The organism is Lacibacter sp. MH-610, assembly GCF_045780045.1.
GTDB lineage: Bacteria > Bacteroidota > Bacteroidia > Chitinophagales > Chitinophagaceae > Lacibacter.
The window spans coordinates 1,599,331-1,612,150 of sequence record NZ_CP116002.1; the positions used below are offsets into that span (position 1 = coordinate 1,599,331).

A 12,820-nucleotide genomic window follows, 5' to 3' on the forward strand; every position below is an offset into this window, starting at 1 on the left:
TATGCTGAAGAAGTTTGCCTTTATATACTTTATAATCTGTCATATTGTGTGAAATTATGCTTTTCAAAAACAGCTTCAATTTCTTGCCGTGCCAACGTTTTAGCTTTAGAATTTAACAACTTGTCGGATAAGCTGATTACAACTGTCCAAAACTGCTCACTTCTTAAAATCTCTGTTATTGAAATAATTGTTTCTTGTATATATGCTTTACTATGGTTCTTGTCAATTATTGAAAGTACATAATCAGCCGCTTCAATCCCTTCAGCATCCGGGTCTTTAATACCAACTTCCATATTGCCGATGTAGTCAATGCCAAATTTATATATAGCTTCTGTAACAGGCCCTGCAATTAGTGTATTACATATTTTTAAACAAGCCTGAGGAGTTCTTGCTCTGACAGGTTGTGAAAGTGAATTAAAAAATGCAGGGTCCTTCTTTGCATTTAAAATCCCGGCAATTAATAAATTGTCTGCACCATAATCAAACCTTGTGATACCGCTGCCAGGGTCGGAAGTTATTAATGAAATGCTTTTAACCTCAAATCCTGAGTAAAATCCTAATACCGCATGTCCGGCTTCATGGTAAGCACCAATTTTATAAAGCTTCTCTACCATACTATCTTTCTTAAATATTGAAAGCAATTTGCCAATAATCTTCATTGTGTAACAGCAGTTTTATTTGAAATGAACAGGTAAGATATAGGATTTGTTAAAGAAACAAACAACAGCCATGATTCAAAAGTAAAACTCATAAAGAAAAGCTATGAGGTTGTACTACCTCTCTTACTCCATGAATTGTGCATTTGGAAAACTATTTGCTGCATTTGTTCTTTAAATAGTTATGTCCTCCTCCGTCTATCAAATCAACAAAGGCATTAACCGCAGCATTGAGTTCAAAGGGCTCAAAGCTCAATATATCTGGTACCTGGGCGGCGGTTTAGTGGTGTTGCTGATACTATTTGCAATACTCTATATCAGCGGCCTGGGTATCTTCTTTTGTCTGCCATTCATTGCTATACTTACTACTGCCTTATTTATGCGTATCTATAAACTAAGCCGCACTTATGGGGAACATGGCATGATGAAAAAGATTGCCCGGCGTTCTGTGCCGGATGTGATAAAGAGCTATTCAAAAGTGAAACTGAAAAAGATGTTGCTGAATGAAAAATCTAAATGAGATACTGCCTGTATATGCCATTGAGCATAATGCCATCCTTTCTAAAATGGGTGATGTAACAGTTGTATTTGAAGTGCAGTTGCCAGAACTGTTCACCATGAGTAATGATGATTATGAAGCATTCCATCATGCCTGGATTAAAGCGATAAAAGTATTGCCTGTTAATAGTGTGTTGCACAAACAGGATTGGTTTACCGAAGCAAAGTATAAACCTGCTTTTATACAGGAAGACAATAGTTTTCTTACAAGAAGCAGTGACCGGTTCTTTAATGAACGGCCTTACTTAGACCATCGCTGTTATATCATGTTAACGAAGAAACCAAATAATCGCAAAACATCATCATCAATTTTTAGCAGCCTGTTAAGAAGAACGATTGTACCGGAAGAAACATTACAGCCAAAACATTTCCATGATTTTATGAACCATGTTGGACAGTTTCAAAAGATACTAACCGACAGTGGTTTTATAAGCATGAAGCAAATTGAAAATAACTCACTGGCTGATTCTATACTACATTATCTCAACTTAGGCAATGATTCAGTTCTGCTAAGAGATATTGAATTTAAACCCGAATGGAAAATTGGTGAGAACCATTGCCAGCTTTATACAATGGCTGATGCTGAGTTTGTACCTGCTCTTTGTGGTTCACGGATTAACTACGACAAATACTCTACTGATAAAACAAAATTCAGTGTAGGCTTTGCATCACCCATCGGGCAGTTGCTTACCTGCAATCATATCTACAACCAGTATGTGTTTATTGAGGATGTACAAAAAACGATGCAAAAGCTGGAAAGTAAAAGACTGCGGCTGCAATCACTTTCTGCATATAGCCGGGAAAATGCAATCAGTAAGCAGGCAACAGATGATTTTTTGAACGAGGCCATCAGTGAGCAGCGGTTACCGGTTAAGGCTCATTTTAATTTATTAGCATGGACAGATAACAAAGAGGAATTGAAGAACATCAGAAACCTATGTTCTTCTGCACTTACTCAAATGGATGCCACACCAAAATTAGAAACTGAAGGTTCAGCGCAAATATTTTGGGCTGGTATTCCGGGCAATGCTGCCGACTTTCCGATGAATGATACATTCGACACTTTCAGTCCGCAGGCCTGTTGTTTTTTCAATTTGGAAACCAACTATCGTTCCTCTGTAAGTCCTATTGGCATACGGCTTGGCGACCGGCTAAGCGGCAAACCTATTCATGTGGATATTTCGGATGAGCCAATGGATAAAGGCATCTGCACCAACAGAAATAAATTCATTTTGGGCCCTTCGGGAAGTGGAAAATCTTTCTTTACCAATCACATGGTAAGGAGCTACTACGAAAAAGGCACACATATTGTGCTGGTAGATGTGGGCCATTCCTATAAAGGTTTGTGCGATTTGGTTGGCGGCTACTACTTCACCTATTCGGAAACCAAGCCCATTAAGTTTAATCCGTTTTATATTGGCGAAGGCGATATACTTGATACGGAGAAAAAGGAAAGTATTAAAACACTGTTATTAGCTCTTTGGAAAAAAGATAATGAAACCTTTAACCGCAGCGAATATGTTGCTCTTTCTAATGCCCTGCAATTATATTTTGGGAAGGTAGAGAACGATAAAGAATTATTTCCCTGCTTTGATAGTTTCTATGAATTTTTAAAAGATGATTTTGTAGCGGTGCTGAAAGGCGATAATGTGAAGGATAAAGACTTTGATGTGTCCAACTTTCTGTATGTGCTGCGGCCATATTATAAAGGCGGGGAGTTTGATTACTTGTTGAACGCAAGGGAAAACCTGGACTTGTTGCAGCAACGTTTTATCGTATTTGAATTGGATAATATCAAAGACCATCCGATTTTGTTCCCGGTCGTAACTATCATCATTATGGAAGTGTTTATTTCTAAGATGAGAAAACTAAAAGGAATAAGAAAAATGATACTGATTGAAGAAGCCTGGAAGGCAATTGCTAAAGAAGGAATGGCAGAATATATTAAGTACCTGTTTAAAACGGTGAGAAAGTTTTTTGGTGAAGCCATTGTGGTAACGCAGGAAGTGGAAGACATTATTTCGTCACCGGTGGTAAAACAGGCAATCATCAACAACAGTGATTGCAAAATATTATTAGACCAAAGTAAGTATCAAAACAAATTCGACCAGATACAGGAATTGCTGGGGTTGACAGAAAAAGAAAAGGCGTTGGTATTGTCTATCAACAAAGCCAACGACCCAACTAAAAAATATAAAGAGGTCTTTATTTCTCTGGGTGGTGTGTTGAGCAAAGTCTATCGTACAGAAGTATCGCCGGAAGAATACCTGGCTTATACAACTGAGGAGAAAGAAAAAGTGAAAGTACAGGCTTATGCTGCAAAGTTTGGTGGGGATATTGAAAAAGGGATTAAGGCTTTAGCCGACGAGATTATTCACTCCAAAAACTGATAGTATGAAAACAGTATTTCTTATCCTTTCAGCAACATTAATTATCGCCGGCTGCAATACCAGCGGCAAAGATGAAATCATGGAATTTATACCCGGCACCTATGTAAGAGCCGGGCAAAATGAATTTGGAAAAGAGTTTGACACCCTTGTCATTTCTCTTCAAAATCCAGCAGCAAAAGAATTCAAAATTCAAAACCGATGGCACTATATCCGGCAGGTAGAAGGTGAAGCAAATGTGCCGGAATATAAAGTGAAAGAAACATCAGGAATTTACAATGGCGAAACCAAATTGCTGGAAGAGGCAGAAACCTTAGACCATTATTCTTTTGATGTGAAAGAAAAAGTTTTGTTTGATGGAACTAATAAGTTTAAAAAAATAAAATAGCATGTTATGAAAAAGATATTGGCAGTAGTGGGATTGAGTATGTGCTGTATGTTTTTGCCAATACAGGAAACCAAGGCACAAATTCCCATTGTGGACATCATTAAAGCGGCAGTAAAAAAAGTTATTAAGGCGATTGACCTGCAAATGCAGCGGCTTCAGAACAAAACCATCTGGCTACAGAATGCCCAAAAAACACTGGAAAATAAAATGAGCCAGTTGAAGTTGAATGAGATTAAAGACTGGGTGGAAAAACAACGAAAGCTTTATGATGACTATTTCCAGGAATTATGGAAAGTAAAAGCTGCCCTGGCTTATTATAACCGGGTGAAAGATATTATTGAACGCCAGGTGCAAATGGTAAATGAATATAAGGGCGCCTGGGCTTTATTCAAACAGGATAAAGATTTTACTACCGAAGAACTGGATTATATATACAATATCTACTCCGGCATGATGGATGAAAGCCTGAAAAGCATTGACCAGTTGTTTTTGGTGGTGAATGCTTTTGCTACACAAATGAGCGATGCTAAACGGTTGGAAATTATTAATACCGTTTCAGATAACCTGGAGCAACAGTATGTTGATTTAAAAGATTTCAATAATCAGAATAAGATGTTGAGTATCCAACGGGCCAGTGAACGGGGTGAGATTGAGTATGTGAAAAGGCTATATGGTATCAGCCGTTAACTGGAACAATATTGTGAAGAACGAAAATGTGAAGTATGAAAAGAATATTGCTATTGGCAACAGTAGGTCTGTTTGCCTTTCACTCATCAAGTGCCCAAACCACAGATGAATGGCTCAATCAAAAAGCTACACAAAAGAAATACCTGTTGCAACAAATTGCAGCCTTACAGGTTTATATCGGCTATGCAAAAAAAGGGTACAATATTGTAAGCGGTGGAGTTAATACCATCCGAAACATTAAAAATGGAGACTTTAACCTGCACCGGGACTTCTTTAACAGGCTCAAAAATGTAAACCCTGCCATACGCCGGTATGCAAAGGTGGCGGATATCATTGCTTACCAGGTAAAAATCATCAAACAGACAAAAATCACTATTCAGCAAATCAGGGAAACAAAACAATTTACTGAAGCGGAGTTGGACTATTGCAAAATGGTATTTGATAATCTTTTGGACGAATGCATGAAAACGGCAGAAGAATTAATTCTGGTAACAACATCGGGTAAATTAGAAATGAAAGATGATGAAAGACTGAAACGAATTGACAGGTTATATGCTGATGCACAGGATAAATATTCCTTTGCCTGCTCCTTTAGTGAAGATATGGGTTTGCTGGCTGTACAACGTTTGGGAGAGCAGATGGAAATCAATCGTTCTAAACTTATAAATGGAATAAAATGAAAAAGCTAATTGTGATTTTGATTATGTGCAGTATGAGTTTTCAACTAAAAGCACAAAGCGAAGAAGTACAACAACTGTTGCTTAACATAGAAAAGCTGGCACAGTTTAAAAAGATTTTACAAAATATGTATGATGGGTATAAACTACTGAATAAAGGATATACTGCTGTTAAAAACATATCCGAAGGAAATTTCAACATCCATAAAACTTTCTTAGATGGTTTAATGCAGGTAAGCCCCGCAGTTAAAAAGTATAAACGTATTGCTGACATCATCAGTTATCAACTTCGGATAGCTAAAGAATATAAATTGGCGTATAACCGGTTTAAAGAAGAAAAGCAGTTTACTATTGACGAAATTGATTATCTCGGCAAGGTGTATGGCAACCTGTTTAATGAGAGTTTAAAAGCCCTGGATGAATTGTCTATGGTCATTACTTCAGGAAAGCTGCGTATGAGTGATGATGAACGGTTGCAGGCTATTGATAAAATTTATCTGACGGTGGAAGAACAGTATTCCTTCCTTAAAGAATTTACCAATAACAGCAATTTGCTTTCACTGCAACGTAAAGCAGAAAAAGCAGAAATTGAAATGAGCCGCAGATTATATGGGCTGACAAAATAGAGATTCCATTCCAAAAAGAAGTGAGTATGAAAATGTGTGTAAGAGTTGTTTGTATAGCAATTGTAGTATTGCTGATTCCTCATTTAGCAGAAGCTCAGGGCATGGCTAACAGAATCCGCAGCCTGCATGAAGTGCTGGAGAAGTTGTATGATGATATGATGCCACTCTGTAGCAGGCTCATTGGCGTAGGTCGAGGTATTGCCGGCTTTGCTGCCACATGGTATATTGCTTCAAGAGTGTGGGGACATATTGCAAGAGCAGAGCCAGTGGATTTTTATCCGCTGTTTCGTCCATTTGTGTTAGGTTTTGCTGTGTTGATATTTCCATCTGTAATTGCTATGATTAATGGTGTTATGAAGCCAACGGTTACTGCTACAGCAGCAATGGTAACTGACTCAGATAAAGCTGTGGCAAAACTGCTGGAGATGAAAGAAGAAGCTATAAAGAAAACAGCTTACTGGCAAATGTATGTAGGGCCCAATGGTTCCGGCGACCGGGATAAATGGTACAAATATCATTATGCTGACAAAAAAGAAGGCTGGCTGAAGAGTATTGGCAATGACATTAAATTCGCCTTCGCAAAGTTTTCTTACAACTTCCGAAATTCAATTAAGCAGTGGATGGCCGAAGTGCTAAAAGTTCTCTTTGAGGCCGCAGCTCTTTGCATCAATACCATCCGAACGTTTTATTTAATTGTGTTAGCTATCTTGGGGCCATTGGTCTTTGGCATTGCTGTGTTCGATGGCTTTCAGCATACACTTACTGTTTGGATAGCCCGTTACTTAAATATTTTTCTATGGCTGCCTGTTGCTAACATCTTCGGTGGCATCATGGGAAAAATTCAGGAAAATATGCTAAAGGAAGATTTGCAACAGATAGCAACCAATGGCGATACTTTTTTTAGTACCACAGATACTGCATACTTAATTTTTATGATTATCGGTATCATTGGTTACTTCACTGTGCCGTCGGTTGCCAATTATATTATACATGCCGGTGGCGGCAATACATTACTTTATAAAGTAACAAATATGATGAGTACATCCAGCCGTACTGTTGTAGCGGGTGGCACTTCTATGGTAAGAGATGCAATGGGTGGAGCTTACAACAAAATGAGTAACAGTATGGCTGATGCAGGTGCATCACAAGGATATTTTAAAGAAGGCAATAGTGGTGGCGGAAGTAATTATATGAAGGATAAATTGAGTGGGAAAACATAACTACAACTTCCCAATATTTGTTTGAATGATATTCATTATTTCATCAAAAGGTATCTGGCCTTTGTAGTAAAGCTTGTTTGTTTTTTCATATCTTTTCTTAAATGCGTCCCGTAGTGCAGCATCTGATAAAAGAAAAGCCTGGTTTTCTGTAACCGGTATAGCAAAATCCTTTGCAGGAAACCTTTTCTTTTTATGGGCTTTGTATTCATCAGTGTCTATAAATTGCTGCACCAGTTCATTCTTTAACAGGCAGGCTATATCATAGTACTGCCGCATGTAATTGGGCCTTTCCGTTTTGTCTTCCTGCTCCTGACGAAATTTTGTTGCAATAGTTTGCAACTTCTCTACAAAAGTATAACCGGGGTGGTAGCAGGTAATGTCCACCGCCCGGTTATCATTAATTTTTATACTGCCATTAGCAGCAGCTTCGTCATAGGCCCAGGAGCTTATTGTAAGGTTGTTATTAGGAGTTACGGTATCAAAACCTGCTTCCAGCAAAATTCCTTCTTTCACACCCTCTATACTTTCAGTTTTACTTTCATACAAAAGCCGGATCCCGCCGCTCCGATAGTATGCTTCATCATCAAACGCAGTGTCTCTTTTTACAGAGACAATACCTTCAATCTTTATATTTTCCGCAAGCCAGTCATAGTATTTCTTTCTTGATTCAATATGATTGGGTTTTGTTTTGGCAGGGTTTTCTTCCACCCCTAACTCTGCAGGTGGTTTTATATGGATATCAATATCCTCAGAAAACCGGTCTATAATTTTATAGCCTTTTGATAAAGATGTTCCGCCTTTCAGTTCAAAATCCAATCCTTGTTTCTTTAGTCCATACAGTACATGCATAATCCAGTAATCCTTTTCAATAAGCCCTGGCAGGATGTTATTTTTATCAGCCAGTATATTCAGCAGGTCTGAAAAGTCTTTATGATTATGCAGGTAGCCGTCAGCCATATTAAAGCGTATGAGGTTGTAGTAAGGGAGCAAATAATTTCTTTGCCTTTACACTGCCATATTCCACTACTGAATGTTTCAGCTTTTTCTTATCCATCACTTCAACTTTGTCAGCCACTTTCTTCAATACTTCGCTGCTATCCTCTGCCAGTGATTCAAGATTATTTACTAAATCAACCAATAAAAATTCGGGTGTTAATTTTTTAGGAAAGTGCGGTTTTATCTTAAACTGAAATGTTTTATTACCCAGCTTAAACTCTCCGTGCCGTTTATGATTATACACCGTTCTTACATTATACAATTGGGTGGTGCCCACACCCAGGCTATTATATACATTAGGAGTGGTAAGCAAAAAGCGATGGTCTTTCAAAAAACTTTCTACCAGCATATTTTCATCCGGTGGTGTTTTGCCAAAAGCACTTTCTTTTGGGTAATAGTATAACCCCTGAGACAATTTTTGTAATGTCCCTTCCTGCACCAATTCATCCAGGTGCCGGTCAACCGATTTAGACCAATTGGCCAGCTCTGTACGGCGATAAACCTCACCCGGCTTTAATTGCCTTTTTAATTGCTGTAACCTGCTCATATACTTTTTATTTACTGAACAAAAGTACAATAATTTTTGGTAAATAACAGTTTTTTCATTTAAATTTCATGCAAATGTTAGATTAATATGTTGATATTCAATTAATTTTTATAATTCAGTGCCCCTAAATAGTTTTTTACTTTACTATCGTATTAATATTAATTGATGAGAAAGGATGGAAATCAGGAGTCCAACTTATCAGTTGCTCTCCCTTAAGTTTATGATGAGCAATGTTTGGAAATAAATCCATATCAATGGGATATTTAGCATTGGGATTATGAAATAAATTTAACCCTTCACTCCATGTTTCAGTGCAGTTTTCATCAACCATATATGAAAATGATATTGGGGTAAATGAATTAGAATTGTGGTCATACCGGTCGCCAACTCTCAATACTTTTTGTTTGCTGGATGAAAATCCTGCCTGGATGCCCATCCTCGTAAACTTTGCAATCGTTCCTGTCGTGCTAAATAGTACACCGCTTATGTTTTCACAATCAGGCTCAAAAAAGAATCCTGAATTTATTCTTGCGCCTGTAAGTTTAGTATAGTGTGTTATCTTTTCAGTCTTGGTAAAAGCGGAGCCATCCTCCAAAACAATTAATTCCTCCCTCTGTCCATATAGATATTCGACCAAAGAAATGTATGACCAGGTCATTGAAAAATCATCATGAAAGTCAGCCACAGCCAATAAGAAAGGCTTGTCTTTTAAATGTGATAATTCCCAATATTTTTTACTCAATTTTGAAAAAAGCGTACTGCCATATCTAAGTGGTATTTCATTTTGAATTTTTATCAGAATATCTGCTGGCCTCGTTAATTTTTCTTCATTAGGCAAATATGTTGGTGGATTGTTTTTATCTCTTCCCAATGTAACAGCTTCAACTCCAACTTCAATATCATACTTTTGAATAATAAAATCAGGCCTGTCATGCTTTCTATTGATTAAAAACTCTTGCTCAGTTAGCGAGGCAAACAAATAAATTTCCCAAAGTCTGGCATCAAACCCATTTATTGACTGAAACTGTTCAATAAAATTGCCGTCAATATCCGAAAGGTGGTTGGCAATTTCTATGATAGCTCTCTTTGAAGGGATAAATTGAGTATCCTCATTAAGTCTTGTAAAATAGGGATGAATTTTTTCTTGATTCACTACAATGTTAAATAAATCAAGTCCTCTTTCGGGCAGGTTATGCACAACAGATTTAAGATTCTGTGCTGTATGCCACTTTATGGAATTGCTCAGCATATCTACAGCTTCAGCTTTACTGGAAAAACTTACTTTGGTGTCAAACTCTCTGAATTGCCTGTTTTCATCTCTCACCAAAAGCACATAACTAAAATCCCTGTCATATAAATCTAACAGAACCACTCCTAAAATAGAGTTGTCGTCATTTGAATAGTATTCTAACTCCCTTGCAAAATTTTGTACAGCAGGATGCCGTGTAAACAGCATAAAAATATTAAACTGATTCTTCGAAATCTGTCGTATAGTGATTGGTTCAGTTTTCATTAAAATTTCGATAATGTTTGATTTATGAAGTTAAGAATATTCATTTAGCAAGTGTTTACGCACCAGTTAGCCCTACCTCACTTACCATATAATTCCCCTTCTTGGTAAAGTAATTGCAGAATATACAATTGTGAGTTTGGAAAAATGTGAGCAATGTTTCAGAAAACAAAAAATATAGACACCACTTTCAGGTATATCCGGCTATTCAGTGTGGCGTTCTTAGCTGCCTGTGTTATCATATCCCTTTTTATTGCTTACAAAAGCTATCAGTTATCGTCTCAATCTCAGAACAAGGTTTTTATACTGGCAAATGGAAAGGCATTAGAAGCCTATGCAGCCGACAGGAAAGATAATATTCCAGTGGAAGCAAAAGACCATGTAAAAATGTTTCATCATTTCTTCTTTTCTCTTGACCCTGATGATAAAGTTATTCAGGCCAACATTACAAAAGCATTATACCTGGCAGACAATTCGGCAAAACAACAATACGATAACCTGAAAGAGAATGGGTATTATTCAAACCTCATATCGGGCAACATCAGTCAGGAAATCACAATGGATAGCATCATTATTAATACAGATGTGTATCCGTTTTATTTCAGGTATAAAGGGGAACAGAAAATTATTCGGCCCACCACCATTGTAACCAGGAATCTGATTACCGAAGGATACCTGAGAAATGTTTCCCGTAGTGATAATAATTCACATGGCTTTTTAATTGAAAAATGGCGGACGTTGGAGAATACTGACATCAACATTCAAAACAGGTAGTATGTGGTTGTTCAAGAAGAAAAAGAAAGAGGTTCAGTCAGATGATAAAACTACCGTATCTGATAAAGTGGCCGGCAAAATTGCCGGTGTCGGCATTAAAGCACAACAACTATTTGCAGATAATATGAACAGGATATTTATGAACACAGATTTTAAACGATTAAAACTACTACTGATATTTTTCTGCGTTTCTGCAGGTGGCTACAGTATTTATCTTATTGTAAACAGTGTTTTCAGTCCTGAAAGAAAGCAGAAAGCTTTAGAGATACAGCAAATGGATATTCCAAAGCACTTTAATAAATCGGGAGATGAAACCATAATGCCGGAGGCAACTATAGATGAACAAACTTATTTACAAATACAGGATTTTAGAAAATACATGGATAGTTTAAAATTGAACAGAACGAATGAATACGACAGCATTCTGCAAGCCCGGCCGGGTTTGATGGATAGTGTGCAGGTGCTGGAACAAATCTATTTATCACAAAAACAAAAATGAAGTGTATGAGCAGTGTGCAAAGGTCGCAGGCCTTCCTGCGGAAAAGAAAAATGATGCTGGTGTTACCGCTGCTGGTAATACCATTTCTCACAATGGCGTTTTGGGCATTAGGTGGAGGAAAAGGTAATGAACCTGTTCTTGCAAACGAACAAAAAGGATTAAACCTTAACCTTCCCGATGCTAAAATGAAAGATGAAAACCTTACTGATAAACTTAGTTTTTATGATAAGGCTGATAAAGATTCGGCAAAGTTGGAAGAATGGATGCGGACTGACCCGTATTACCAGCAAAAACAAGATACGGGTTACATACCAGTGAATGAATTGGAATTGCTTACTCAAAACTCGGCTTCAAAATATAATCAGCGTCTCAATTCATCACCTTATGAAATAGCTGAAAATAACCCTGAACAAAAGTTGCTGCAAAAATTAGCATTATTACAAAAGGAAATCAATAAACAACCTGAAACTGAAAACACAAATGTTGAAGAAAGTTCATTGCCCAATCAGGGTGATGAATTTTCTAACGAAGTGGACAGACTTGAAAACATGATGTTAACTATGGATAAAACCAATACCGGCGACCCTGAAATGCAGCAGCTCAACGGAACTTTGGAGAGAATATTAGACATACAGCATCCGCAACGGGTAAAGGATAAACTCAGAGAAAAATCTTTGCAACATAAGCAGGTGGTATTTGCTGTAACCACTTCACCCAAACTGGCGAATGTAACGCTGATTGATACGATAAAGAAAAAACTAAACACCAGCAATCAATTCTACGGAGTAACAAAAGAGAGTGAAGAAACTAATGAGGGATTTGCAATTGAAGCTGTGGTGCACAGTAATCAGTCATTAGTAAACGGTGCTGTTATTCAGTTACGGCTTTCTACAGATGTTTTTATAAATGGTGTACTCATCCCGAAAGGAACTCCTGTTAACGGAATTGCATCATTAAACAATGAGCGGCTGGAAGCAGAAATAAACTCCATCCGTTATAAAAATCAACTATTCCCTGTAAAAATAGAACTCTACGATTTGGATGGTTTAACTGGCATTTACATTCCTGGTTCTATCAGCCGGGATGTAGCAAAAAATTCCGCAGATAACAGTTTACAGTTAATGGAGCTTACCACACTTGACCCATCGTTAAAAGCTCAGGCCGCAGCAGCAGGCATTAATACTGCAAAGCAATTACTAACCCGTAAAGTGAAACAGGTTAAAGTGATGATTAAAGAAGGATATAAAGTTCTGCTGAAAGATAAAAATACTGAAACCGATTAATGAACATAAAAT

14 protein-coding genes are annotated in these 12,820 nt (G+C 37.5%); 10 read left to right on the forward strand and 4 right to left on the reverse strand.

The annotated features are described in order from the left end of the window. Positions 1-29 precede the first annotated feature (29 nt). Complete coding sequence (locus tag PDL71_RS07370; protein ID WP_407527448.1) at positions 30-659, reverse strand: hypothetical protein; 630 nt, start codon at positions 657-659, stop codon at positions 30-32. A 181-nt stretch (positions 660-840) separates the two neighbouring features. Between PDL71_RS07370 and PDL71_RS07375 the strand changes: the two genes are divergently transcribed. Genes PDL71_RS07375 through traJ form a run of 7 tightly spaced genes read left to right on the forward strand, consistent with a single transcriptional unit; the run spans position 841 to position 7,199 of the window. Continuing rightward, positions 841-1,176 (forward strand): DUF4133 domain-containing protein, encoded by a 336-nt coding sequence (locus PDL71_RS07375; RefSeq protein ID WP_407527451.1) that lies wholly within the window; start codon positions 841-843, stop codon positions 1,174-1,176. After that, positions 1,160-3,604 (forward strand): TraG family conjugative transposon ATPase, encoded by a 2,445-nt coding sequence (locus PDL71_RS07380; RefSeq protein WP_407527453.1) that lies wholly within the window; start codon positions 1,160-1,162, stop codon positions 3,602-3,604. The genes PDL71_RS07375 and PDL71_RS07380 overlap by 17 nt, the downstream gene beginning before the upstream one ends. A gap of 4 nt (positions 3,605-3,608) precedes the next feature. Further along, positions 3,609-3,989 (forward strand): hypothetical protein, encoded by a 381-nt coding sequence (locus tag PDL71_RS07385; RefSeq protein WP_407527456.1) that lies wholly within the window; start codon positions 3,609-3,611, stop codon positions 3,987-3,989. Between the two features lie 6 nt (positions 3,990-3,995). Next, positions 3,996-4,676 carry a conjugal transfer protein TraI gene (locus PDL71_RS07390; protein ID WP_407527458.1) on the forward strand — a complete coding sequence of 227 codons (681 nt, stop codon included), beginning with the start codon at positions 3,996-3,998 and terminating at the stop codon, positions 4,674-4,676. Between the two features lie 35 nt (positions 4,677-4,711). Next, positions 4,712-5,356, forward strand: a complete 645-nt coding sequence (locus PDL71_RS07395) for a hypothetical protein (RefSeq protein WP_407527461.1) — start codon at positions 4,712-4,714, stop codon at positions 5,354-5,356. Then, positions 5,353-5,979, forward strand: a complete 627-nt coding sequence (locus PDL71_RS07400; RefSeq protein WP_407527464.1) for a TerB family tellurite resistance protein — start codon at positions 5,353-5,355, stop codon at positions 5,977-5,979. The genes PDL71_RS07395 and PDL71_RS07400 overlap by 4 nt, the downstream gene beginning before the upstream one ends. Before the next feature lie 26 nt (positions 5,980-6,005). Continuing rightward, on the forward strand, positions 6,006-7,199 hold the full coding sequence (gene traJ, locus PDL71_RS07405; RefSeq protein ID WP_407527467.1) for a conjugative transposon protein TraJ: 1,194 nt from the start codon (positions 6,006-6,008) through the stop codon (positions 7,197-7,199). Here the strand turns inward: traJ and PDL71_RS07410 are convergent, their stop codons facing one another. From PDL71_RS07410 to PDL71_RS07420, 3 genes are all read right to left on the reverse strand, one after another. Continuing rightward, positions 7,200-8,156, reverse strand: a complete 957-nt coding sequence (locus PDL71_RS07410; RefSeq protein ID WP_407527470.1) for a nucleotidyl transferase AbiEii/AbiGii toxin family protein — start codon at positions 8,154-8,156, stop codon at positions 7,200-7,202. It lies immediately after the preceding gene. Between the two features lies 1 nt (position 8,157). Beyond that, on the reverse strand, positions 8,158-8,742 hold the full coding sequence (locus tag PDL71_RS07415) for a DUF6088 family protein (protein WP_407527473.1): 585 nt from the start codon (positions 8,740-8,742) through the stop codon (positions 8,158-8,160). A 136-nt stretch (positions 8,743-8,878) separates the two neighbouring features. After that, entirely contained in the window at positions 8,879-10,255 is a 1,377-nt protein-coding gene (locus tag PDL71_RS07420; protein WP_407527476.1) for a hypothetical protein, read from the reverse strand. Between the two features lie 153 nt (positions 10,256-10,408). Here PDL71_RS07420 and traK point away from each other — a divergent pair, with 153 nt between their 5' ends. From traK to traM, 3 genes are read left to right on the forward strand one after another with little or no spacing between them, the layout of a single operon-like run. Continuing rightward, positions 10,409-11,026 carry a conjugative transposon protein TraK gene (gene traK, locus PDL71_RS07425; RefSeq protein ID WP_407527478.1) on the forward strand — a complete coding sequence of 206 codons (618 nt, stop codon included), beginning with the start codon at positions 10,409-10,411 and terminating at the stop codon, positions 11,024-11,026. Between the two features lies 1 nt (position 11,027). After that, complete coding sequence (locus PDL71_RS07430) at positions 11,028-11,525, forward strand: hypothetical protein (RefSeq protein WP_407527480.1); 498 nt, start codon at positions 11,028-11,030, stop codon at positions 11,523-11,525. 5 nt (positions 11,526-11,530) lie between these two features. After that, on the forward strand, positions 11,531-12,808 hold the full coding sequence (gene traM, locus PDL71_RS07435) for a conjugative transposon protein TraM (protein WP_407527483.1): 1,278 nt from the start codon (positions 11,531-11,533) through the stop codon (positions 12,806-12,808). The last annotated feature ends 12 nt before the right edge of the window (positions 12,809-12,820 follow it).

Excerpts from the sequence above, each read along its gene's own strand:
- PDL71_RS07370 (WP_407527448.1), bottom strand. The coding sequence starts at position 659 with ATGAAGATTATTGGCAAATTGCTTTCAATATTTAAGAAAGATAGTATG.
- PDL71_RS07375 (WP_407527451.1), top strand. The coding sequence starts at position 841 with ATGTCCTCCTCCGTCTATCAAATCAACAAAGGCATTAACCGCAGCATT.
- PDL71_RS07380 (WP_407527453.1), top strand. The coding sequence starts at position 1,160 with ATGAAAAATCTAAATGAGATACTGCCTGTATATGCCATTGAGCATAAT.
- PDL71_RS07385 (WP_407527456.1), top strand. The coding sequence starts at position 3,609 with ATGAAAACAGTATTTCTTATCCTTTCAGCAACATTAATTATCGCCGGC.
- PDL71_RS07390 (WP_407527458.1), top strand. The coding sequence starts at position 3,996 with ATGAAAAAGATATTGGCAGTAGTGGGATTGAGTATGTGCTGTATGTTT.
- PDL71_RS07395 (WP_407527461.1), top strand. The coding sequence starts at position 4,712 with ATGAAAAGAATATTGCTATTGGCAACAGTAGGTCTGTTTGCCTTTCAC.
- PDL71_RS07400 (WP_407527464.1), top strand. The coding sequence starts at position 5,353 with ATGAAAAAGCTAATTGTGATTTTGATTATGTGCAGTATGAGTTTTCAA.
- traJ (WP_407527467.1), top strand. The coding sequence starts at position 6,006 with ATGAAAATGTGTGTAAGAGTTGTTTGTATAGCAATTGTAGTATTGCTG.
- PDL71_RS07410 (WP_407527470.1), bottom strand. The coding sequence starts at position 8,156 with ATGGCTGACGGCTACCTGCATAATCATAAAGACTTTTCAGACCTGCTG.
- PDL71_RS07415 (WP_407527473.1), bottom strand. The coding sequence starts at position 8,742 with ATGAGCAGGTTACAGCAATTAAAAAGGCAATTAAAGCCGGGTGAGGTT.
- PDL71_RS07420 (WP_407527476.1), bottom strand. The coding sequence starts at position 10,255 with ATGAAAACTGAACCAATCACTATACGACAGATTTCGAAGAATCAGTTT.
- traK (WP_407527478.1), top strand. The coding sequence starts at position 10,409 with ATGTTTCAGAAAACAAAAAATATAGACACCACTTTCAGGTATATCCGG.
- PDL71_RS07430 (WP_407527480.1), top strand. The coding sequence starts at position 11,028 with ATGTGGTTGTTCAAGAAGAAAAAGAAAGAGGTTCAGTCAGATGATAAA.
- traM (WP_407527483.1), top strand. The coding sequence starts at position 11,531 with ATGAGCAGTGTGCAAAGGTCGCAGGCCTTCCTGCGGAAAAGAAAAATG.